Origin of the sequence: Novosphingobium sp. (assembly GCF_965214355.1) — a bacterium.
In the GTDB taxonomy this organism is placed as follows: domain Bacteria; phylum Pseudomonadota; class Alphaproteobacteria; order Sphingomonadales; family Sphingomonadaceae; genus Novosphingobium.
In genome coordinates, this window is sequence record NZ_CBDCBI010000002.1 from 384,809 (window position 1) to 405,103 (window position 20,295).

20 protein-coding genes are annotated in these 20,295 nt (G+C 65.4%); 6 read left to right on the forward strand and 14 right to left on the reverse strand.

Annotated elements, in window-relative coordinates; genetic code table 11:
* Positions 1-35: 35 nt before the first annotated feature.
* Positions 36-473: a hypothetical protein gene (locus ACOOE2_RS02385; protein WP_420381425.1), complete on the reverse strand. Its 438-nt coding sequence runs from the start codon at positions 471-473 to the stop codon at positions 36-38.
* 78 nt (positions 474-551) lie between these two features.
* On the opposite strand from ACOOE2_RS02385, the gene ACOOE2_RS02390 reads away from it, so the two are divergent.
* On the forward strand, positions 552-1,262 hold the full coding sequence (locus tag ACOOE2_RS02390) for an NAD-dependent deacylase (protein WP_420381426.1): 711 nt from the start codon (positions 552-554) through the stop codon (positions 1,260-1,262).
* A 182-nt stretch (positions 1,263-1,444) separates the two neighbouring features.
* On the opposite strand, the gene ACOOE2_RS02395 is transcribed toward ACOOE2_RS02390, so the two are convergent.
* From ACOOE2_RS02395 to ACOOE2_RS02410, 4 genes are all read right to left on the reverse strand, one after another.
* A complete protein-coding gene (locus tag ACOOE2_RS02395; RefSeq protein ID WP_420381427.1) occupies positions 1,445-2,212 on the reverse strand; it encodes a HesA/MoeB/ThiF family protein in 768 nt (255 codons plus the stop codon).
* Positions 2,209-2,661: a type II toxin-antitoxin system VapC family toxin gene (locus tag ACOOE2_RS02400; protein WP_420381428.1), complete on the reverse strand. Its 453-nt coding sequence runs from the start codon at positions 2,659-2,661 to the stop codon at positions 2,209-2,211. The genes ACOOE2_RS02395 and ACOOE2_RS02400 overlap by 4 nt, the downstream gene beginning before the upstream one ends.
* Positions 2,651-2,941: a hypothetical protein gene (locus tag ACOOE2_RS02405; RefSeq protein WP_420381429.1), complete on the reverse strand. Its 291-nt coding sequence runs from the start codon at positions 2,939-2,941 to the stop codon at positions 2,651-2,653. Before ACOOE2_RS02405 ends, ACOOE2_RS02400 begins: the two co-directional genes overlap by 11 nt.
* A 75-nt stretch (positions 2,942-3,016) precedes the next feature.
* A complete protein-coding gene (locus tag ACOOE2_RS02410; protein WP_420381430.1) occupies positions 3,017-3,403 on the reverse strand; it encodes a DUF3224 domain-containing protein in 387 nt (128 codons plus the stop codon).
* A 251-nt stretch (positions 3,404-3,654) separates the two neighbouring features.
* On the opposite strand from ACOOE2_RS02410, the gene ACOOE2_RS02415 reads away from it, so the two are divergent.
* Positions 3,655-4,065, forward strand: a complete 411-nt coding sequence (locus ACOOE2_RS02415; protein ID WP_420381431.1) for a hypothetical protein — start codon at positions 3,655-3,657, stop codon at positions 4,063-4,065.
* A gap of 65 nt (positions 4,066-4,130) precedes the next feature.
* On the opposite strand, the gene ACOOE2_RS02420 is transcribed toward ACOOE2_RS02415, so the two are convergent.
* From ACOOE2_RS02420 to ACOOE2_RS02445, 6 genes are all read right to left on the reverse strand, one after another.
* A complete protein-coding gene (locus ACOOE2_RS02420; RefSeq protein WP_420381432.1) occupies positions 4,131-4,712 on the reverse strand; it encodes a hypothetical protein in 582 nt (193 codons plus the stop codon).
* Positions 4,713-4,964: 252 nt separating this feature from the next.
* On the reverse strand, positions 4,965-6,542 hold the full coding sequence (dnaA, locus tag ACOOE2_RS02425; protein WP_420381433.1) for a chromosomal replication initiator protein DnaA: 1,578 nt from the start codon (positions 6,540-6,542) through the stop codon (positions 4,965-4,967).
* A 689-nt stretch (positions 6,543-7,231) separates the two neighbouring features.
* Positions 7,232-7,492 (reverse strand): 30S ribosomal protein S20, encoded by a 261-nt coding sequence (gene rpsT, locus ACOOE2_RS02430; protein ID WP_420381434.1) that lies wholly within the window; start codon positions 7,490-7,492, stop codon positions 7,232-7,234.
* Between the two features lie 205 nt (positions 7,493-7,697).
* Positions 7,698-8,729, reverse strand: a complete 1,032-nt coding sequence (gene hemH / locus ACOOE2_RS02435; RefSeq protein ID WP_420381435.1) for a ferrochelatase — start codon at positions 8,727-8,729, stop codon at positions 7,698-7,700.
* On the reverse strand, positions 8,729-11,080 hold the full coding sequence (locus tag ACOOE2_RS02440) for a molybdopterin cofactor-binding domain-containing protein (protein WP_420381436.1): 2,352 nt from the start codon (positions 11,078-11,080) through the stop codon (positions 8,729-8,731). Before ACOOE2_RS02440 ends, hemH begins: the two co-directional genes overlap by 1 nt.
* 289 nt (positions 11,081-11,369) lie before the next feature.
* Complete coding sequence (locus tag ACOOE2_RS02445) at positions 11,370-12,335, reverse strand: Mrp/NBP35 family ATP-binding protein (protein WP_420381437.1); 966 nt, start codon at positions 12,333-12,335, stop codon at positions 11,370-11,372.
* A gap of 136 nt (positions 12,336-12,471) precedes the next feature.
* Here ACOOE2_RS02445 and hflK point away from each other — a divergent pair, with 136 nt between their 5' ends.
* From hflK to ACOOE2_RS02465, 4 genes are all read left to right on the forward strand, one after another.
* Positions 12,472-13,599: a protease modulator HflK gene (hflK, locus tag ACOOE2_RS02450; RefSeq protein ID WP_420381438.1), complete on the forward strand. Its 1,128-nt coding sequence runs from the start codon at positions 12,472-12,474 to the stop codon at positions 13,597-13,599.
* Positions 13,589-14,440, forward strand: a complete 852-nt coding sequence (locus ACOOE2_RS02455; protein WP_420381439.1) for an SPFH domain-containing protein — start codon at positions 13,589-13,591, stop codon at positions 14,438-14,440. Before hflK ends, ACOOE2_RS02455 begins: the two co-directional genes overlap by 11 nt.
* A gap of 130 nt (positions 14,441-14,570) precedes the next feature.
* Entirely contained in the window at positions 14,571-16,133 is a 1,563-nt protein-coding gene (locus ACOOE2_RS02460; RefSeq protein WP_420381440.1) for a Do family serine endopeptidase, read from the forward strand.
* Between the two features lie 43 nt (positions 16,134-16,176).
* Positions 16,177-16,689 carry a GNAT family N-acetyltransferase gene (locus ACOOE2_RS02465; protein WP_420381441.1) on the forward strand — a complete coding sequence of 171 codons (513 nt, stop codon included), beginning with the start codon at positions 16,177-16,179 and terminating at the stop codon, positions 16,687-16,689.
* 456 nt (positions 16,690-17,145) lie between these two features.
* Here ACOOE2_RS02465 and ACOOE2_RS02470 read toward each other — a convergent pair whose 3' ends face one another.
* The 3 genes from ACOOE2_RS02470 to msrB form a co-directional block, all read right to left on the reverse strand.
* Entirely contained in the window at positions 17,146-17,607 is a 462-nt protein-coding gene (locus ACOOE2_RS02470) for a hypothetical protein (RefSeq protein WP_420381442.1), read from the reverse strand.
* Between the two features lie 2 nt (positions 17,608-17,609).
* Positions 17,610-19,730, reverse strand: a complete 2,121-nt coding sequence (locus ACOOE2_RS02475) for a transglycosylase domain-containing protein (protein ID WP_420381443.1) — start codon at positions 19,728-19,730, stop codon at positions 17,610-17,612.
* Positions 19,731-19,892: 162 nt separating this feature from the next.
* Positions 19,893-20,288 (reverse strand): peptide-methionine (R)-S-oxide reductase MsrB, encoded by a 396-nt coding sequence (gene msrB, locus ACOOE2_RS02480; RefSeq protein ID WP_420381444.1) that lies wholly within the window; start codon positions 20,286-20,288, stop codon positions 19,893-19,895.
* Positions 20,289-20,295: the final 7 nt, after the last annotated feature.

The following is a 20,295-nucleotide window of genomic DNA, read 5'->3' on the forward strand; positions in this document are numbered from 1 at the left end:
CAAGCAAGTAAAATCGGCTTCACATGGGCCCGCATTTACGGAATGGGCTTTATCCCCGAGGATACAAGCAACTCTGCGGTAACTGTTTTTGTATCCTTCCTGCGCCTTTCAACAATCAGGCGTTGTTGTTTCAGCGCATCGATCAGCTGGCGCAGCGTCGCCCGCTGCTCTTCGGTCTCCGGCACCGGCACCAGCGCTTGATAGGCTTTCAGATCGGCAAGGCGACGCCGCATCTCGGCCGCTTCCCTGCGCAGCGCATCCGCGTTGGCGTTGACCTCGCCGATACCCGTCCTGACCGCCGCGCGGTAGCGGGCCAGGAAATACCATGCGACCAGAAACACCGACAGACACGCAGACGTACCGATGATGAATGTGACAGGCGAGTCGAGATCGACCCATCTCATCGCAAAATTCAGCACAACCAGCACGGCAACGGCGCCCGTAGCGATATTGCGATATGTCGATATGATCATGCTCTGCCCCCTTGAGGAGACGATACCGCAGAGCCATAAACATTGCGTTAGCCGCCATTTCGACCGACGAAACGACTCATGACCATACCCCCCCATATCGTCGTCCTGACCGGCGCCGGCGTGTCGGCTGAATCGGGCATCGACACCTTTCGCGCCGGCACCAACGGCCAGCCCAGCCTGTGGGAACAACACCGCATCGAGGATGTCGCCACCCCCGAAGCCTTTGCCCGCGATCCCGATCTCGTGCTGCGCTTCTACGACATGCGCCGCGCCGCGATCCAGACCAAAGCCCCCAACCCCGCGCACCTTGCTCTCGCCCGGCTGGATGCCGCGTGGCCCGGCCACGTCACCATCGTCACGCAAAACGTCGACGACCTCCACGAACGCGCCGGCGCGCACGGCGTCATCCACATGCACGGCGAACACCTGTCGGCGTGGTGCGCCACATGCGACACCCGCACGCGCTGGACCGGGCCGCTGGCCGACCGCCCGCCATGCCCCGCGTGCGCCGCGCCAACCTTGCGCCCCGATATCGTCTGGTTCGGCGAAATCCCCTACCGCATGGACGACATCCAGGCCGCGCTGGCCGGCGCCGACCTGTTCGTCTCGATCGGCACCTCGGGCGCGGTTTACCCCGCCGCCGGCTTCGTCCGGCTGGCGCGTGAACTCGGTGCGCAGACGCTCGAGCTTAACCTGGAACGCTCGCAGGGGTCGGCGTGGTTTGACGAGACGCGGCTGGGGCCGGCGAGTGAAGTTGTCGCCGCGTGGGTGGATGGTTTGCTCGGTTAACGGGCCTCCGGCGGCCGTTTTGGGTGCCTCCGGCGGCCAAGGGCCAGGGGCCCTTGGATCCCGTTACCGTCTTGAACTGTAAGGCCATCTGGCGTTTTTTCTCGCCGCGAAGCGGCAAGCTGCCTGCCGCGTTGCGGCGCGATACAAAGGCTGCTGTGGCACGTCGATCAAGCCGTTAACGGCTAAGCCTGGCAACCACATGTCCGGCAGTCCGGATCCTTGGCGATGAACATCGGCCGCAACGACGGCGCCAGCCCATCGATCACCACCAGCCGGCCCCACAGCGGATCGCCCAGCGTCGTGCGCCCCTCCAGCACCACCCGCAACGCATGCATCGCCGCAAATGCACCCACCATCCCGACCATCGCACCCAGCACGCCATCATCCGCGCACGTATCGCAATCATCGGCATCGAACGCGTCGCCGACAAAGCAGCGATAACAGGACTGGTCGGGCAAATGCCCGGCAAAATTGGCAACCTGGCCCTGAAACCGCGCCAGCGCCGCGCTGGTCAGCGGCACGCCCAGTGCAACACACGCATCGGCAATCGCCAACCTTGAGGCAAACGTATCCGTGCCGTCGAGCACCACATCCGCGCCGCCAAGCAATGCCGCCGCATTGTCGGCATCGACCCGCGCGACATGCGCCACTACCGTCAGCGCAGGATCGAACCGCCGCGCCCACTCCGCCGCAACCAGCGCCTTTGGCCGGCCGACATCGTTCGGCGCAAACAGCGTCTGGCGCTGCAAATTCGACAGCGCGACCACATCGTCATCGATCACGGTCAACCGGCCGATCCCCGCGCCCGCCAGGTACTGCAACGCCGGATTGCCGATCCCGCCCATGCCCACCAGCACGACATGCGCCTGCGCCAGCCGCATCTGGCCTATGCCGCCCACTTCGGGCAGGACGATGTGGCGGGCGAAACGGTCGAGCCGATCGGGGGTCATCGGCGCCGCCCGTATTCAGGCGGTGTCATGACATCGATGGTCGGGAAAAGGCTGCGCATGTGGCTGACGTTCCAGGTCACTATCGTTGAAATACCATGGATCACCGCAGCCTCGCCGATCATCCGGTCATAAAGCCGCGCCCCGATCCCGCCGGCGGTCGCATAACTGCGCACCGTTTCGAAACTCTGCGCAGGCGTCAGTCCGACCAGCTGGGTTATCGCGCGCAGGCTTTCCAGCGCGGCCCAGGCTTCATCGGCGGAGAAGCGGAAGGGTGCGTGGGCCCCACGCCGGGTAAGCGTACTGTAGGCTTCGGCATAGCTGTGCGCGGTCACGGCCAATGTCGCGGTATCCGCAAGGCCGAACAGGTCTGCCGAAGGCACGTGATGGTCGTGGTCACCGGCGAGTGCTGCGATGATGACATTGCTGTCGATCAGCGCGTCAATCGTCAAGATCGGCCCCTCCGCCACGTGACGGCAGCTGCCGGGCCCGGTCCAGCGCGTCGTTGGCCTCTGCCAGACTGATGCTTGCGCCGGTGGCGGGCCGGACAAGCAGCGCGCCGCGCCGGACCAGAGCACCGGTGTTGGCGGGAAGCCCGGGCGGAACGTAGCCGCGCAACGCATCCTCGACGACTTCGCTGGCGGTCATGCCGGTGAGTTTGGTCAGCGCCTGCACACGGTCACGCGCGAATGCCGAACGGACGTTAAGCTGAATGTTTTCGATGCGACCCATGGAGGGCATATACACGGGTGGATTGCAAATGGCTAGCAAATATCGCATTTGGCTATCCAGCATGCCGGCCGAGCGTCATTCCGGCAGATTATAGGTAAATTTGTAATCGTGGCGACCAGGGCTGATGATGATGTCGAGCGATCCGGTGAGGCCAACCAGGTCTTCGCTGCCCGAATCAGGCACGACCACGACACTCAGCGAAGGCACGCCTTTGTCCATCAGGCCGTTGTGTTGCAGCGTAAACGCGCCGGTGCGGCCCTCCAGCACGCCGGTCACCCGCTCCATCGCGACATACCCCGCCGACCCTTCGACCGCGCTGCGAAAGGCCAGCATGTGCCCGGTGCTCGTGCCCGACAAGTCGCCATGATACGTCTTGGCCAAGGCCATCGTCCCGATCGGGTTGCCCGGTGCGCCGGTCGGCGTCATCGTGATGTCGAAATTGCCAATCGCCTGTCTGGTCATCGCGTCCCTCGCCGTACCTGAGTCATGGATTGCGAAGCTAGAACGGCACGGCCTCGGGTCAAGCCCGAGACATCGTGCAGGTCGGGGGTAGTCGGGATCGTTGCGGAGACGAGGGCTGGAATCGAGCGATATGCTTGGGGTGCGATATGCGGTTTCATGCCTCCGGCGGCCAAGGGCCATTGCCCTTGGGTCCCGTCAATGACTGCTTACGCCCAATAGCAGTCAAACCACTTCTGGTGTAACTGCTAACGATGGCAAGCATTCCTAGTTTTCATGACGCCAAGCTTATCGGGGTCGCGCTTGATGGCAAACGAGCGACGCTCATCGTCATGCAAGTGAATGGCGAGAAATGGCAGGTTGCCATTCATGATGTTCAAGCGCTTCAAATGGATGAGTTCCGCGAAGGTAACATTATCAGCTATTTTGAAGCGGTCAGCGGTGAAAAAGTACCGCGCAATGTTCTCGAAATCCTGTTCACGCCGCCACATCCTAGTGCCGCTGAGGAATATCACGCTGCCCATGCCAGACTGCTAGACGCCAAGTCCGCCCTCGTGCAGGCGGGAGAAGCTGTGCTTGTCATGATCACACCATCTTATGGTGCCGAATTTGCCGCTTTTGGTGCGGCATTCGACGCATTCCCTGTGACAATTGATGGCAGCTAACCACCATTTTCCACCGTCCCATAGCGTGGGCCTGCGCGATAGGCGCAACGGCAGCAAACGCCCCATTAAGAGACGTCCGTCCGAACCCAATCAGCGGGCAGTTGATGCCAAGGGCTGTCCGGAAATCGCCGAGCATATTCCTCTTTAACCCGCCGCTGTCGCCAAACCGGTCCCCCAATATTCCAAGCAGCTTCCTCTTTCCCAAAGTCAGCAGTCAGTCTTGCGGGGATGTGCTCCTCGGCATCCCAGCCTGCAATAATTTCCATCGCTTGGATCGCTTGATCTTCAACCCTGGCATCATATTCCATGTCACCATCCATCACGCCTACAATCAGCGTCCCTGCGGACCACCGAACCATCGGCCATGGTTCCTTGAGGGCACTGGTCAATTCAAACCTTCCGAGCCTAGACCAAGCTCCCGAGCGCAGCGCTCGCGTGATTGACGGGTAAACGACTGTTACGACAGCCATCACGGGCGACGAAAGAATATCAATGGGTGAAGCAACATTATGGTCGCGGCGTCGAAAGAAACCGATGCGCTTATCCGACGTTACTTGACCATAATAAATCGACTGCCTTTCGCCGTAGACAGCGTAAAGCGTTCCGGATTTCAAATCGGCACGGGAAGACGGCTTGCCCTCAAACATGCTCGATAAATGAGGCAATTTCGGCTCTCATGTCAACGGCGGCTTTCCACCAACTCAGGACTTACAGCAGGCAATTCGTCATCGTACGCCCGGGGCGGGTTCGCGCGTAGGGTTGTTTCTGTCAAACCCCTCGTCGGAAGACTTCAAAGCCGCGTCGCGATAAGACGCCGCGCAACGACGACATGCAGGTCAGGACAGTAACGGGATCAAAGGGCAATAGCCCTTTGCCGCCGGAGGCCCTTCGAAAACCGCTTAATCCTCCAACTGCCGCAACAAAGTCCGCACATCCCCATCCATCTCGGCATCGCGCGTGCGCAGTTCCTCGATCAGCCGCACCGCGTGAATCACGGTCGAATGATCGCGCCCGCCGAACTTGCGGCCGATTTCCGGGTACGAGCGCGGAGTCAAAACCTTGGCCAGGTACATCGCGACCTGGCGCGGGCGGACGACTGCGCGGGCGCGGCGTTTGGAGGCCATTTCGGTGCGGTCGACGCGGTAGAACTGGCAGACCGCGCGCTGGATTTCGTCGATGGTGATGCGGCGGCGGTTGGCCGAGAGGATGTCGGTCAGCTGTTCTTCGGCGAGGGTCAGGCTGACGGGCTGGCCGGTGAGCTGGGCGTAGGCGATCAGTTTGTTGAGGCCGCCGACGAGTTCGCGGACGTTGCGGTTGATCGTGCGGGCAAGGAATTCGATCACGTCGGCGGGGACGGCGCCGGCGTGGGAGCCGAGGCGGGCGAGGCGGTGTTCGAGGATCTTGCGGCGCAGGTCGATATCGGCGGGCTGGATATCGGCGACGAGGCCCATCGACAGGCGCGACAGCAGGCGCTGTTCGACGCCGTCGAGCGCCTGGGGGGCGCGGTCGGCGGCGACGACCAGGCGTTTGCCGGCGCTCAGCAGCGCGTCGATGGTGTGGAGGAATTCCTCCTGGGTGCTGGATTTGCCGATGATGAACTGGATGTCGTCGACGAGCAGCAGGTCGAAGCTGCGCAGGCGCGTCTTGAAGTCCATCATTTCGTTGCTGCGCATGGCTTGCACGAATTCGATCATGAAGCGTTCGGCCGAGCAGTAGAAGATGCGGGCGCCGGGGCGCGCGGCGCCATAGGCGTGGCCGATCGCGTGCAGCAGGTGGGTCTTGCCCTGGCCGGTGGAGGCCTTGAGGTACAGCGGCGAGAACTGCGGGGTTTCGATCGCGGCCATGCGCTGGGCGGCATTGACGGCCAGGACGTTGCCGGTGCCGCTGACGAATTCGGCGAAGGTGAGCGAGGGGTCGAGCCCGCTGGGCGCGCCATAGGCCATTTCGGTGGCGGGGCCGCGCAACAGGGCCGAGGCGGCGGGCCGGCTTGACTGCGTGGCCGTGTCGCCGGGCATACGCAAGTCGGGCATCCGCAGATCGGGCTGGGCACGGCGGCGCGGGTGCACGCTGATGCGCACCTGGCGCACTTCGGAACGCGCGATTTTCCAGGCGAGCGACAGGCGGTCGGCAAAGCGGTCGCCGACCCAGTTGGCGGAAAATTCGGTGGGCAGGAACAGGTCGAGCGTGCCGGTTTCCTTGCAGAAGCTGCCGACCTGGATCGGCTTGATCCATTGGGTGTGCAATTGCGGGCCGAGGTCCTTTTTGAGGCCCTGGCTGATATCGGCCCAGTCGGCGGCAAGATCGACGGCATCGCCATCTTCGGCGCCGGCCTGCGGGGTGGTGTCGCGGCCGCCACCGTCGTGGGCTTTACGGGGTATCGGGCGGGGGGGTGCGGAGCGTTCAGGTACTGGGCGCACCGCTGGAGCCACGCCGAGCGGCTGGGGTGATGCGGAATTCATGTAATCATCGATTTTCACGTCTGTCCGGTCCCGCCAGTTCAAGTGTGTTGCCCGTGGCGCCGGGTGTGGCGCCAGTTTGCGACAGCAATTGTTCCCCCTCCGCCCGGGCCCAAGCCCGGCCGGCCACTCGATACACAACTTCCCCGAAAGCGGCAGCGCGATGCGCTGTCACTGGTGGCTGGTCGGTTGGCCGCTCGCGTCGCTGGTGACAATGATGTCACCAGCACTGTCACACGGCCGCATACTGTCCGTTGGTAGTGTCTTTTCCCCCGCGCCACGATCCGAACATCGACTGTACCGGATAAACCGGCAGAGCCTGTTGGTCTGATCGCAGGGCGTGGGTACTGTCTATTGGCTGATCCAGAAGATTCGCAAGCCGCGAGACGAAAAGAAACTGAAATAAATCGCCTTGACACTGATGGCGGCTAGGAATTTTATCAAAGCGTTGAAAATAAAAGACTTTGATTCAGTACCGACGGCGAATCGCGAGTAAACCGCCATTCCGGTGTGATCGCACTGTCATCGTAACGTCATCGTTGTGTCATCGAATTTGGAACAAAAAAAGACTGGCGTGAACCACGCCAGTCTCATGCCTGTCTGACAGGCTCGCGTTTGATACACCTTCGTCCGAAAACGGGCAGGGCATCACAAACGCGGTACCTGATTCGCAAGCGGGGGGTGCCGCAACACCCCTCGTGCGGATTGCGTCAGAGCGCGGCGACGCGCTTCGACAGGCGCGACACTTTGCGCGCCACGGTGTTCTTGTGCATGACGCCGCGCGCCACGCCGCGCGCCAGTTCGGGCTGCGCCGCTTGCAGCGCATCAAACGCTGCCGACTTGTCGCCACCTTCGAGCGCGGTCTCGACCTTTTTCACAAAGGTGCGGATGCGCGACAGGCGGGCGGTGTTGATCAGCGCGCGGTTGGCGTTGCGTTTGATGCGTTTGCGGGCTTGGGGCGTATTGGCCATAGGTCTCTTTGCTTCTCGTGCTCTGGCGGCCCGCTCGGCGAGGGGCCCGCAACATTCGGGTCTGGCGGATCCGGCTCATGCCCCGTTGCGGACATTCTGGCCAGGACGGAATCCGGGGCCGAAATGGCGCGACGCGACAGGCGGGTAAACCCGCGGGAAAGCGGGGCCCTTACCGGCAGCCGGGGGCAACGTCAACAGATTCGCGTCACAGCCACCCCGCCAGCTCGCGCCGGATCAGCGCCGTTGTCAGGTTTACCCCGTCCGGCGTGGCATTCAGGCATGACAGTGCGGCAAAATGCGTGCCGCCCGCCCCGATGAAGTCATCGCGGCCGCGAATGCCCAGCTCCTCCAGCGTTTCGAGGCAATCGACCGAGAATCCGGGCGCGGCGATCACGATCCGCCGCGTCCCGGCTTGCGCCTCACGCACCAGCGAGGCGTCGGTCGCGGGCTCCAGCCATTTTGCGCGGCCAAAGCGCGACTGGAACGTGGTTTCGAGCCGCAGGCCGGGATGGCTTTGCGCAAAACTCTCGGCCAGCAGGCGCGAGGTCTTGCGGCAGTGGCAGTGATAGGGATCGCCGAGCGACAAGGTGCGCTCGGGCATGCCGTGAAAGCTGAGCATCAGCAGTTCGGGCGCGTAATCGAGCGCGGCGATCTGGCGCGACAGATCGCGATGGAGCGCTGCGATATAGCCGGGATCGTCGTGCCATGGCGGGACCGTGCGCAGCGCCGGCAGGCGCCGCGTCGCCATGACCCAGCGTGCGACATCGTCGAGCACGCTGGCGGTCGTGGCGGCGCAATACTGCGGATAGAGCGGCATGACGCAGATGCGCTCGCAGCCGTGCGCGACCAGCGCATCGAGCTGCGTGGCAATCGCGGGCCGGCCATAGCGCATCGCATGGCGCACGATCACATGGCTGTCTGCAAGCTCGGCCTGCACTGCGCCGGTCAAGCCTTGCGTCAATGCAGCCAGCGGCGATCCGTCGGGGGTCCAGACCTGGGCATAGGCATGTGCGGACTTCTTGGGCCGGGTGTTGAGAATGATCCCGCGCAGGATCGGCTGCCACAGCAGGGCCGGTATCTCGACGACGCGGCGGTCGGACAGGAACTGTTTGAGATAGCGCTTCACCGCGCCGGGATCGGGCGCGTCGGGCGTGCCCAGGTTGACGATCAGCACGCCCACCCGGCCCGTCGCGATGACGGGATGATCGGCGGGCTTGTGGGGCAGCAGCTGGGACATCAGGGACCTTCGCGTGTGGTGGGCGCCGACAGCAGCGGCAAGCGGCGAAACCGCGTGCCGCTGGCGGAAAACAGCGCATTGGCAATCGCAGGAGCAGCCACGACCATGCCCAGCTCGCCAGGATCGAACGGTTCGGCGTCGCTGGCGGCAAAAGCCAGTGTGACTTTGGGGCAATCGGCGAGCAACGGCAGGCCCATCCCGCCGATCCGTCCCATCGCCGGCAGTCCCGCACTCCAGCGCGTGCTGCCACCCAGCGCCAGCGCCGTGCCGAACAACAACCCGCCCTCGATCTGCTGGCGTGCGATATCACGATTGACGATCCGGCCGATATCGCAAAACGCGGCCAGGCTTTCAATGCGGATTGCGCCCGCGTCCAGCCGGGCGGTCGCGATCACCGCGATAGTGCCCAGGCGCAGGCCTTCGGGCCCGGCCAGCATCATGCGATGACACGCGATGCCCTGGCCCGATCCGCCGCCCCCGCCGCCCCACATCGCCAACTGTGCCGCGCCCTGCAGCGCGGCGACCAGGCGCGGTTCGCCGCCCAGCATGCCGATGCGGAACGACAGCGGCTCGGCGCCGGCAAGATGCGCGCATTCGTCGATGAAGCTTTCGGTGACAAACGCGGTCATCGCATCGCCGCCGCCGCGCATGCGCCCGCTCGGCAGGCTGATCGGCGCCGGCGCATGATCCACCGCGCGTTCCGGGATGGCATAGACCGGCAGCGCGCCCGCCAGCGCGAGCGGATCGGCACAGCCGGCCGCATGGTCCTGCGCCGCGCGCGCATCCATCCCCCCAAACAGCCGCGCACCCGCCTCGATCGCGCTGGCCGGCATCGCATAGCGCGCACGCCAGCCGATCACATGGGCTCTGGCAGGATCGAACGCGGCGCTGACTTGCGCCGCCAGCGGCGCACGCGGGTATCCGGCGAGCGTTTCCTGCCAGCGCGACCAGGTCAATTGCACCGGCCGGCCAAGCTTGCGCGCGATCACCGCAACCTCTTCGGCAATGCGGCTGTCGAGCCGCGCGTCGAAGCTGCCGCCTGCGGCCAGCGGATACACCGTGACCGCCGCGCGCAAAATCCCCGCGCCGCGTGCGGCGGCATGCGCAGCCACGTCGGGCGCCTGGCTGGCGATCCACAGCTCCAGACGGTCATTGCTCCACCGCGCGGTGGCGCTCGCCGGCTCGAGCGGGGCGTGCAGCGCCGGCTCGATATCATAGCGCGCGGTCAGCGTGGGATGCGCGAGCAGGGGGTCGGGATTGCCTTGCGCGGCAATGCGTATCGCCGCGCCGTGCAACAGCGCGGTTTCGATCGCGGCCTCGCCCGCGCTCGTCTCGACCACGTGGCCGCCTTCACCTGGATCGATGCGAAAGCGCGGGTCCATCGCGGTCAGCGCGCGATCGGCCGCGTACCAGGTGTCGGCCACCGCGGCCAACCAGCGCCTGTGCGCAACGATCGCGATGACCCCCGGGACACGGCCGGCGGCAGCCTCGTCGTGACTGGCCAGCCGGCACAGCCCTTGCGGCCCATGCGCAATCGCCGCATGGACCATGCCGGGCAGGCGGATATCGGCGGCAAACACCAGACTGCCATCGACCTTGGCAGGCAGGTCGAGCCGCGGGAAATCGGGCGCGGCGCTTTTTCCGGGCACTCCATCGACGCTTTCGCGCGCCGGCGTCGCGCGGAGCACCGGCACGGGCAATGCGCTGCCAAGCGCCGCATCGATCAATTGCGCAAACGGCCAGCGCGTCTTGCCGCACACGACATGATGATCGCGCGTGTCGCATGCGCCTGCCGCCACCCCGGCTTCGCGCGCAGCCGCCGCAATCAGCGCGCCGCGCAGGGCCGCCGCTGCCAGCCGCAGACGCGGCTCGAACGCCGCCAAAGTCGTGCCGCTGCCGGTTATCAGCACCGGCGCCGTATCGGCCCTGTAGCGTACCAGCGCATCGCCCGGAGCGCCGGCCAAGGCCTCGCTCAGCGCATCGCCGACAAATGGCATGCCCGCAATCGCCCGCGGCAGCCACATTTCGGACCAGGCCGACGCAATCACCGGATCGGCGTAAAACGGGCTGAGCGGGGCGGGCTCGACCCCGACCCGGCGCCAGTCTGCGCCCAGTTCGACCGCGACGATCTGCGCAGCCAGCGTGGTCACGCCCTGGCCCATCTCGGTCGCGGGCACCGCGACGCTGATACTGCCGTCGCGGCCAAGCCGGATCAGGCCGTCGATGACATGTTCGCCTTTTCCGGCGACAAGCGGTGCGCGGTAGTGGCGCGGGACCAGCGCAAGGCCGATGACGAGCGCGCCGGCTGCGCCCGAGCCGATCACCAGCGCGCGGCGCGTGAGGGGCTTCATCGCGCCTCCGGGGAATAGGGGCTATGGTCTATCGGCGCGGAGCCTTCACTTATCCTCCCCGGAACGGGGAGGGGGACCGCGCGAAGCGTGGTGGAGGGGCGTTGCCCCATGCGGTGTGCCTGCGACAGCTCGCCCGTCGGGCGCCGTTTGCCGGTGGTCTTCTCCGGCCTTGCGTCATGAGGCGCCGCCCCTCCACCACGCTTCGCGCGGTCCCCCTCCCCGTTCCGGGGAGGATTTTCGCCCGGGATGACGAGTGTTGGGGAAGGGGGCGCGCAGGTCCCGCCGGACATCATGCCGTCGCGTCGAGCCAGGCGGCGATCCGCACCGCAATCGCCCGGTATGCATCGGCGATCGGTCCTTCGCCGGCGGCGGGCGGTTCACCCGCATCGCTGCCGGCGCGGATCGCCATGGCCAGCGGGATCCGCCCCAAAAACGGCATGCCGCTGTCGCTGGCGGCGTCCTGGGCGCCGCCGTGGCCGAACGGGTCGCTGGTCTGGCCGCAGTGGGGGCAGATATAGCCGGCCATGTTTTCGACCATGCCGATCAGGGGAACGCCGCCCTGGGTAAACAGGCCGATCGCGCGGGTGGCGTCGATCAGCGCGAGGTCCTGGGGGGTTGAGACGATGACGGCGCCGGCGGGTTTGTATTTCTGCAGCATGGTCAGTTGCACGTCGCCGGTGCCGGGGGGCAGGTCGACGATCAGCGTTTCGATTTCGCCCCATTCGGCATCGACGAGCTGGCCAAGGGCATTGCCCGCCATCGGCCCGCGCCAGGCGATGGGCTGGCCGGGTTTGACGAGGTGCGCCATCGACAGCATGGGCACGCCGAAGCGGCTCATGACCGGGATCAGTTTCTTGTCCCTGGCTTCGGGGCGCTGGTCTTCGGTGGCGAACAGGCGGGCTTGCGAGGGGCCGTAGATATCGGCGTCGACGAGGCCGGTAGGGCGGCCAAGACGGTGGAGGGCGATGGCGAGGTTGGCCGACAGCGTGGATTTGCCGACGCCGCCTTTGCCCGAACCGACCGCGATGATCCGGCGCTGGCGGCGCGATGCGGTCATGCCGACGCGCAATCCGGTCACGCCGAGTTTTGACGCGGCTGTGATCAGCGCGGTTTCCATGGCGGCGCGCGCGGCGCTATCGAGGCCCTGGACATCGATGACTGTGCTGGCGGTGCCGTCGGCGGCCAGTCGCACGGCCTGCACCCGGTCGCCCGCCACATCGCGCAAGGCTGCTTCGAGTGCTGTTGCATCGGTCATGGCGTCGATCCGGTCCTTGGTGGGGGGCGCCTGTGTTTCGCACACGCTGCGGGCAACCCTTAGAGGGTCCAGCCTCATTTGGGAATCATGCTTGAGGGCCTGTTTTTTGCAAGGCCGGCGCCCTATACCCCATGGGATGAACGGTTTTGACCCAGCCCCGGCCGCGCGCGATGCCGAACCGCCGGTGGTGGATGCGGATGACACTGCGCCCGATGCGCCGGGCACGGCCGCGCCGGTGCCGGGCCCATGGCACCAGTCGCGTGCCGGGCGCGGGGCCAGGCGCGGGCCGAAGCGCGATGCGGCGCGGGTGTCCGGGGTCAAGGGGTTGCTGGCCACGATCGCGGCGGGCAATCCCGCGCGGCATCTGGGTGGGGTACGGGTGCCGCGTTTGTATCCTGGCTTCAGCCGGTCGTGGCTGCCGTGGATTGCCGGCGCGGTGGTGGCGGGGTGGCTGGGCGCGACGTCGCTGCACCCGGTGGGCCCGCATGAACAGGCGATCGTGGTTACCGCGGGCGCGTGGGGCCCGGTGCAAGGCCCGGGTCTGGCGGTCAGCTGGCCGTGGCCGGTGGGGTCGGTGGTGGTCGCAGATGTCACCAGTGTGCGCCATCTGGTGCTGCCCGAGGGCGAGGCCGAACACCTGATGCTGACGCGCGATGGCGCGTTGATCGACGTGGGCTATGACGTACGCTGGCGAATCGGCAATCTTCGCGATCATGCGCTGGGGGCGGCGGAGCCTGATGGCTTGCTGCGACTGGCGGCCGAAAACGCGATGCGTGGCGCGGTGGCGCGGGTCGATTTCGGCGCGGGTCTGGGTTCTGGCCGCGATGCGCTGGGCCATGATGCGGCGCAGCGGTTGCAGGTGCTGCTCGACCGTGATCGCGCCGGAATCCTGGTTACGGGGATCGATATCCGCCGCGCCGATCCGCCCGCGCGCGTTGCCGAGGCCTTGCGCGCGATCACCTCGGCGCGCAGCGATGCGCAGACAGAGGCCACGCAGGCGCAAAGCTGGGGTCATCAGTTGATCGCGACGGCGCAGGGCGAGGCGGGCGCGTTCGACAAGGTCTACGAGCAGTATCGCCATGCGCCCGATGTGATCCACCGCCAGATGTATTATGCGACGATGGAGCGCGTGTTGGCGCAAAGCGACAAGGTGATCGTCGATGCGCCAGGCGCGACGATTGCCCTTCCTGCGCAGACCGTGCCGGCGCCGGCCCCACCGGTCGTGCCCCCCAGACCCGATACAGGGCCTGCCAATGGTCATTGAGCGGCTGGATCGCCGACCGGTCGTGCTGGTGCTGTGTGCTGCGGCGCTTGCCGTGCTGGCGTTGCTCGTCGTCACACCGGTGCCCGCCGATCGCACCGCGCTGGTGCTGCGGCTGGGCCTGCCGGTGCGCGTGATCAACGCGTGGCGCGCGGGCGGTGATGACGCCGGATTGACGCTGCGCTGGCCGATCGCCGAACGCGTGGTCTGGCTCGATCGCCGGCTGATGACGGTGTCGATCGAGAACACGCACGTGACCACCGGCGACGGACAGCCGCTGGTGGTGGACAGCTATGCCACGTGGCGCGTGACCGATCCGGTGCGGTTCTACCAGGCTCTGGGCGATCTTGATCATTCGGGCCACGACCATGCAGCTGAACAATTGCGCAATATCCTGGCCTCGGTCGTGCGCGAGCAATTGGGGCATATCACGATGGGCGATGTGGCCGCGTTGCAGCGCGGGCAGGGCACTGTCCGGATCCGCGATGCGTTCGATCGTGCCCTTGCCGTCTATGGCGCGCATGTCACCGGCTTTAGCGTATCGCGGCTGGGCTTGCCCGACGGCGCACCGCTCGATGCGGCGTATGCGCGGATGAGCGTGGCCGCAGACAGCGCGGGCCAGGACATTACCGCGCAAAGCCACCGCAATGCGCGGCTGATCCGCGCCGATGCCGAGGCGCGCGCGGTTGAAATCTATGCCGCCAGCTTTGTCAAAGACCCGCAATTCTATGACTTTTACCGCGCAATGCAGAGCTACGATGCGATCTTCGCGCAAAAAGGCAGTCGCACGACGGTCGTAATCTCGCCCGCGAACGCCTATCTCAAACAGTTCCACGGCCAATAGGCGTTTGCCCAAAGGTCATTGTGGCGAATATTCAATTGCGGTTAAGGCAGAACAGGTGATTTGAAGCGGTGATGGATCCGGATTCGCCCAGAGCCGGGCAATCACAATCTGAACAAGAGGACATTGCCACGTGCGATATGCTTATGGAGTTACAACGGCGCTGCTTCTCGCCGGCAGCGCGCTGACGATCGCCACCGGTTTTCCCGCCGGTGCCCAGGTCGCGCAAAACGACAGCGCGCAGATCGCTGCAGTCGTGCCGCGTGCCGGCGCGCCTGCCAGTTTTGCCGATCTGACCCAGCAATTGCAGCCGGCGGTCGTCAACATTTCGACCCGCCAGCGCGTCAAGGTGCAGGCCCAGGCCAATCCCTTTGCCGGCACGCCATTCGGCGATCTTTTCGGCGGCCAGGGTGGCGGCGGCCAGGGCGGCCAGGGCGGCGGCCAGACGCGCGAGGCACAGTCGCTGGGCTCGGGCTTCGTCATATCGTCCGACGGCTATATCGTCACCAACAACCATGTGATCACGGCCGAAGGCCAGGGCGAGGTCGAATCGATCACCGTCACGATGACCGATGGCACCGATTACCCCGCAAAGCTGATCGGCAAGGATGCCGCATCGGATCTCGCCGTGCTGAAGATCAGCGGGCCCAAGCCGTTTCCATTCGTCACCTTTGGCGATTCGAAACGCTCGCGCGTTGGCGACTGGGTGATTGCGATCGGCAACCCGTTCGGGCTGGGCGGCACGGTCACGCAAGGGATCATCTCGGCAGTCTATCGCAACACCGGCACAGGCTCCGCCTATGATCGCTATCTGCAGACCGACGCCTCGATCAACCGCGGCAATTCGGGCGGTCCGATGTTCGACATGCGCGGCAATGTGATCGGCATCAACAATGCGATCTTTTCGCCCACGGGCGGCAGTGTCGGCATCGGCTTTGCGATTCCGGCCGAAACCGCCGCACCGATTGTCGAAAAATTGCGCAAGGGCGTCGCGATCGAGCGCGGGTATCTGGGCGTGCGCATCCAGCCGCTGTCCGACGATCTGGCGGCGTCGCTGGGTATCCCCAAGAAGCGCGGCGAATTCGTCCAGTCGGTCGAGCCGGGCCAGGGCGCGGCCAAGGCCGGGCTGCTGCCGGGCGACGTCGTCGTCAGCGTGGACGGCACGGTCGTTACGCCCGAACAGTCGTTGTCATATATCGTGGCCAATACGTCGCCGGGCAAACACGTTCCGCTTGTCGTCATCCGCAATGGCCAGACGATGACGCTGAACGCCATTGTCGGCAAACGCCCGAGCGAGGAAGACCTGGCCAAGCAGACGTTCGACCCCGAACAGAAGGGCGATGAGGACTTCGGCCCGGGCAGCACGGCCAAGCCGCATGCCAACAACGCGCCTGCGATGCAGACGTCGCTCGGCGTCGCGGTGATCCCGGTCACCACGCAGATCGCGCATCAGCTGGGCCTGGGTGACGATGTCCACGGCGTGGTCATCACCGAAGTCGACGAATCGAGCGATGCGGCTGCCAAGGGTCTGCAGCGCGGCGACATCATCCTGTCGGCAAATTACAAGCCGGTGACCAGCCGCACCGATCTCGATGCGATCGTCAAGCAGGCCAAGACCGAAAACCGCGAAGCGATCCTCCTGCGCATCCAGCGCCGGGGTCAGCCCGCGTTCTACTTCCCGGTCCGCCTGCGCTGACGCAATAGGCCCGCTCCGCCATGGCGGAGCGGGCGATCGGGGAATGATGTACACCGCTGCCACCGATGCCGATGTGCCGGCGATCGTCGCACTGATGAATGCCGCGTATCGCGGCTCGGGCTGGAGCACCGAGGCGGGCCATATCGCCGGCGACCGGACCAATGCGGCGCTGGTGCGCGCCGAAATCGCAGCGACACCTGCGGGATCGTTTCTGAAATGGGTCGATGGCGACCGTCTGTCGGGCTGCGTATGGCTGGAACCGCTGGCCGATGGCGTGTGGTATCTGGGCTCGCTGGCGGCCGATCCTGCTGCGCAGAATGCGGGGCTGGGCAAGACGCTGCTGGCCGCGGCGGAGCAATGGGTGATCGCCCGGGGCGGACGGCGCGTGCGGATGTCGGTGGTCCATGTGCGCGAGGGCCTGATCGCGTGGTATGACCGCCGTGGCTATCGGCGCACCGGCGAAACCGAACCGTTTCCGTATGGTGACAACCGCTTTGGCACGCCGCTGCGCGATGATCTGGCGTTTGCGATTTTGGAAAAAGACCTGGGTTCGTGAAAAGCCCTCCCGCTGAAGGGCCTCCGGCGGCCAAGGGCGATGGCCCATAGGCGCTAACTTTGTTTTTTCTCGTCTTCCCGGGCTTGACCGGGATCCCGCTTTTCTTTCGCGGTACCTTCAAATCTGAGCGTTTCCGCGCCGAAGAAGCGGGACCCCGGGTCAAGCCCGGGGCGACGGTATTGTTATGTTAGCGCCTATGGGCCATTGCCCTTGGATCCGGTTAATACATTGAATTGAAATCCAATTTGGCCTTGGCATTTCGCCGCGCAGCGGCAGATCTTTCAGCCGCTTAGCGGCGGGCGCAACATCCGAAAATTTGCGCAAATCCAAAGTTTCGGGTTCCAAGGGCGATGGCCCTTGGCCGCCGGAGGCCCTTCTCTTTTGACATGGCCAGGGGTTTACGACGCCTGTGGAAAGCACATCTTGCTCCCCTCCCCTGGTGGACAGGGGATCACGTTATCGAGGCGTCAGTGCCGCGCGCAAACCGGGCGGGGTGACGACCAGTGCCAGCGCGGCGCCGAAGGTCAGTTTTCCCAGCAGCGCAAACGGCGGCGACAGGATAGTCCATCCGGCGATCGTCAGAATGCCTGCGCTCACGCCCACAGCGATCAGCGTGGATGCCAGCGCCACCGCCAGCGCGCGCAGCAACAGCGCATGGGGCAAACGGCTGCCACCGGTCCACGGCGCAACCAGCCCCTTGCGCAGCGCGTTGCGCGCCAGCGCGCCCGGCACCAGGGTCGCCATCAATCCGATCATGAACGCTTGCGGGCCGAAATCGAACACATAGCCGCCCACACCCCACACCGGCACCCGGCGCCCCAGCCCGAACACCAGGCAGAAAAACGCGAGCGAGAGCGCGGTGTTGATCGCCATGCTGATCAGCGTTTCGCGGCGGATATAGGCGGCCGTCGGCATCATCGTCAGTAGCCGTAGGCGGGCGCGGGACGTGGCGGCGGGGTGATGCGTGGCGCACGCCGGCGGCCGGTGGCCTGGTCGAGCAGATCGTCATTGGCGGCATGGCCGCCATCGTCACCGACCGGAACCGTGTCGTCGCGGTTGCGCGCGGGCCGGGTATCGCCCTGGTCGGTGCCATCGGCGGGGGTATTGGGTTGATGATTGACGATATTGCCCGACGGATCGACATAGAAATACGAATCGGGGTTGTTCTGCATCGCCTCGTCGTCGGGCTCGATCTGGTAGGCGGGCAGCTTCAGATCGGTGTCGAACTTTTCGGGCGGGCGCTTGGCAGTGGCGACGCGCATGTATGCGGCGAACGCCCGCGCCGGCGCAGTGCCGCCCTGCAGGCCCGGGACGGGTTTGGCATCGTCGCGGCCCATCCACACGCCGGTCGTGATCCCGCTGGAAAAGCCCAGGAACCAGCCATCCTTGTTCGATGTCGTGGTCCCGGTCTTGCCCGCGACCGGGCGGCCGATCTGCGCGGCGCGGCCGGTGCCGATCGACACCGCCGTCTGCAACAGGTCGGTAATTCCGGCAGCGACGTAATCGGGCACCAGCTGCTGCGGCGTATCGGGGCGATGGCTGTACAGCACTTCGCCCTCGGTCGTCGTCACCTTGCGGATGCCATAGGGCATCAGCGACTGGCCCTTGGCCGACACTTCGGCAAAGGCGCGGACCATGTCGATCATGCGCACGTCGCTGGTGCCCAGCACCATCGAGGGCATCGTGTTGATCGGCGTGGTTATGCCGAACCGGCGCGCCATGTTGGCGACCGCGCCAAACCCGACTTCGTTGCCCAATTGCGCAGCGACGGTGTTCTTCGAATAGGCAAAGGCCGTGCGCACATCGATCTGGCCGGCGTAATGCCCGCCCGAATCGCGCGGGCTCCACCCGTCGATCGTCACCGGCTCGTCCTTGACCTTGTCATCGGGTTTGTACCCGGCTTCCAGCGCGGCGAGATAGACGAACAGTTTCCACGCCGATCCCGGCTGGCGCACGGCATTGGTCGCGCGGTTGTAGTTCGACGTGACGTAATCGGTGCCGCCGACCATCGCCAGCACCGCACCATCGCGATCGACACTGATCAGCGCGCCCTGGGCATCCTTTGGCGCATTGGCCTGGATGGCCTCGGTCGCGGCGTGTTGCGCGGTGGGGTCGAGCGTTGTCCAGACTTCGATCGGCTGATCGTTGTCGGGCAGGATCAGGTCGAGCTGCGGCAGCACCCAGTCGGTGAAATAGCGCGCCGAATTCTGCCCGACTTCCTGCGCCAGTTTCACGCCCTTGAGATCGGCGTCCTGTTCCTCGGCGGGGGTGATGTCGCCTGTTTCGCGCATCGTCTTCAGCACGATCTGCGCGCGGCCGACGGCGGCCTGCGCATCGGCGGTGGGCGAATAATGCGATGGTGCTTTCACCAGGCCCGCGACGATCGCGGCCTCGGCCAGGCTCATCTGTTCGCCCGAATGGCCAAAGAATTTGCGCGCGGCCGAATCGACGCCGTACGCCCCGCCGCCGAAATAGACCTTGTTCAGATACAGCTCGAGGATCTGGTCCTTGCTGAACTTGGTTTCCAGCGCGAGCGCGAGCAGGATCTCGTGGCCCTTGCGATCGAACGTGCGGCTGGAATTCAGGAACGTGTTGCGTGCCAGCTGCTGCGTGATCGTCGATCCGCCCTGGCGCCAGTGGCCTTTTTCAAAGCGGACCGCGATCGAACGGACGATGCCGATCGGATCGACCCCCCAATGATCGCGAAACCGCCGATCCTCGACCGAAACGATCGCGTCCTGCATGGTCTTGGGTATGCGCGCGATCGGAATCCATTTGCCGTAGCTTGGCCCCAGCGTGACGATTTCGGAGCCATCGGCGGCGCGCACGACGATCATCTGTCCCGCCTGGCTCGATTTCAGCCGGTCGTAGCTTGGCAGCGAGCGCGCGGTAACCATCACCGCTGCCGTCAGGGCGAGGCCCCCGAGCAGCAGAAGTGCGAACGTCCAGATGAACACGCCCCTGATCACGCGGATCCAGAGTGCAGTGCGGCGGGGTTCGGGCCCGCCGGAGCGGCGGCGGGGTGCATCCCTGTTGGCCATTGCAGTGCTTCGGATCCCTCAAACGCGGCGCGTGCGACTCCGCCGGACGGGCCATGCCCTTTCGGGCACGTGGCGCAGCGAAGTGGAACGTAGCGTTAACAGCATCCGGGCGAAAACGGCAATGGCCAGACTTTCGGTTTAGGCCGTTCAGTTTTCGGCCGTTCAGTTTTCGGGTTCGAACGCCAGCGAGGCGCTGTTCATGCAATAGCGCAGGCCCGTCGGCGCCGGGCCATCGGGAAACACATGGCCGAGATGCCCTTCGCATGTGGCGCAGCGCACTTCGGTGCGGACCATGCCGTGCGACATGTCGCGCAATTCCTCGACCGCGCCGGGCTCGGCCTGGTTGAAACTGGGCCAGCCGCAGCCGCTGTCGAACTTGGTGTCGGACGAGAACAGCGCCGCGCCGCAGCCGGCACAGAAATATTCGCCCGCCGCCTTGTTGCCGTCGTACTTGCCGGTGAATGCGCGCTCGGTGCCCGCCTTGCGCAGGATCTGGTACTGTTCGGGGGTCAGGCGCTCGCGCCATTCGGCATCGGTCAGGGTGAGTTTTTCGGCCATGGTCTGT

Bases quoted from the DNA above. Each gene is read 5' to 3' on its own strand.
- ACOOE2_RS02385 (WP_420381425.1), bottom strand. From the start codon at position 473: ATGATCATATCGACATATCGCAATATCGCTACGGGCGCCGTTGCCGTG.
- ACOOE2_RS02390 (WP_420381426.1), top strand. From the start codon at position 552: ATGACCATACCCCCCCATATCGTCGTCCTGACCGGCGCCGGCGTGTCG.
- ACOOE2_RS02395 (WP_420381427.1), bottom strand. From the start codon at position 2,212: ATGACCCCCGATCGGCTCGACCGTTTCGCCCGCCACATCGTCCTGCCC.
- ACOOE2_RS02405 (WP_420381429.1), bottom strand. From the start codon at position 2,941: ATGGGTCGCATCGAAAACATTCAGCTTAACGTCCGTTCGGCATTCGCG.
- ACOOE2_RS02410 (WP_420381430.1), bottom strand. From the start codon at position 3,403: ATGACCAGACAGGCGATTGGCAATTTCGACATCACGATGACGCCGACC.
- ACOOE2_RS02415 (WP_420381431.1), top strand. From the start codon at position 3,655: ATGGCAAGCATTCCTAGTTTTCATGACGCCAAGCTTATCGGGGTCGCG.
- ACOOE2_RS02420 (WP_420381432.1), bottom strand. From the start codon at position 4,712: ATGTTTGAGGGCAAGCCGTCTTCCCGTGCCGATTTGAAATCCGGAACG.
- rpsT (WP_420381434.1), bottom strand. From the start codon at position 7,492: ATGGCCAATACGCCCCAAGCCCGCAAACGCATCAAACGCAACGCCAAC.
- hemH (WP_420381435.1), bottom strand. From the start codon at position 8,729: ATGTCCCAGCTGCTGCCCCACAAGCCCGCCGATCATCCCGTCATCGCG.
- ACOOE2_RS02440 (WP_420381436.1), bottom strand. From the start codon at position 11,080: ATGAAGCCCCTCACGCGCCGCGCGCTGGTGATCGGCTCGGGCGCAGCC.
- ACOOE2_RS02445 (WP_420381437.1), bottom strand. From the start codon at position 12,335: ATGACCGATGCAACAGCACTCGAAGCAGCCTTGCGCGATGTGGCGGGC.
- hflK (WP_420381438.1), top strand. From the start codon at position 12,472: ATGAACGGTTTTGACCCAGCCCCGGCCGCGCGCGATGCCGAACCGCCG.
- ACOOE2_RS02455 (WP_420381439.1), top strand. From the start codon at position 13,589: ATGGTCATTGAGCGGCTGGATCGCCGACCGGTCGTGCTGGTGCTGTGT.
- ACOOE2_RS02465 (WP_420381441.1), top strand. From the start codon at position 16,177: ATGATGTACACCGCTGCCACCGATGCCGATGTGCCGGCGATCGTCGCA.
- ACOOE2_RS02470 (WP_420381442.1), bottom strand. From the start codon at position 17,607: ATGATGCCGACGGCCGCCTATATCCGCCGCGAAACGCTGATCAGCATG.
- ACOOE2_RS02475 (WP_420381443.1), bottom strand. From the start codon at position 19,730: ATGGCCAACAGGGATGCACCCCGCCGCCGCTCCGGCGGGCCCGAACCC.
- msrB (WP_420381444.1), bottom strand. From the start codon at position 20,288: ATGGCCGAAAAACTCACCCTGACCGATGCCGAATGGCGCGAGCGCCTG.